The organism is Pseudomonas sp. SIMBA_067, from assembly GCF_046534675.1.
Taxonomy (GTDB): Bacteria; Pseudomonadota; Gammaproteobacteria; order Pseudomonadales; family Pseudomonadaceae; genus Aquipseudomonas; species Aquipseudomonas putida.
The window spans coordinates 1-367 of the sequence record NZ_JAWRYH010000108.1 but is presented as its reverse complement, the minus strand read 5'-3'; the positions used below and the strand labels follow the sequence as shown (position 1 = coordinate 367).

At 55.6% G+C, this 367-nt stretch carries 1 protein-coding gene; it reads right to left on the bottom strand.

Annotation, left to right across the window (positions count from 1 at the left end; translation table 11 throughout):
* A partial coding sequence (gene agaF / locus SB765_RS28290) for a PTS galactosamine/N-acetylgalactosamine transporter subunit IIA (protein ID WP_410932309.1) occupies nucleotides 1-347 on the bottom strand: 347 nt, incomplete at its 3' end.
* Nucleotides 348-367 lie beyond the last annotated feature (20 nt).

The window sequence follows — 367 nt, the reverse complement described above, 5'->3', positions numbered from 1 at the left end:
TGGCAGCGGCCTGACTCGTCCACCAGACTGGTCAGCCCACGATGTCCACACTCCAGTGCCTGTACACGGAATTCTTCACCGCTTAACCCTTCGCGCTCCAGCACCACCTCCAGTAGCAGTTGCAAATTGGTGCCGGTGATCACTTCACAGCCCGGTTTTTGCATCGCCAGCGTTGAAGCTACGCGAAACGGCGTGCCGCCCCGCAAATCCGTCAGAAAAACAATGCCGTCTTCACAATCCAGTTGGGCGATGGCCTCTTCAAGCTGCGATGTAAGCAGCGCGGTGCTTGAGGTTTCCGGAAAATCGATGGCGATAAACTGCGATTGCTCACCGAGAATTTGCTTCATTGCTTTTTCCATGCCGCTGG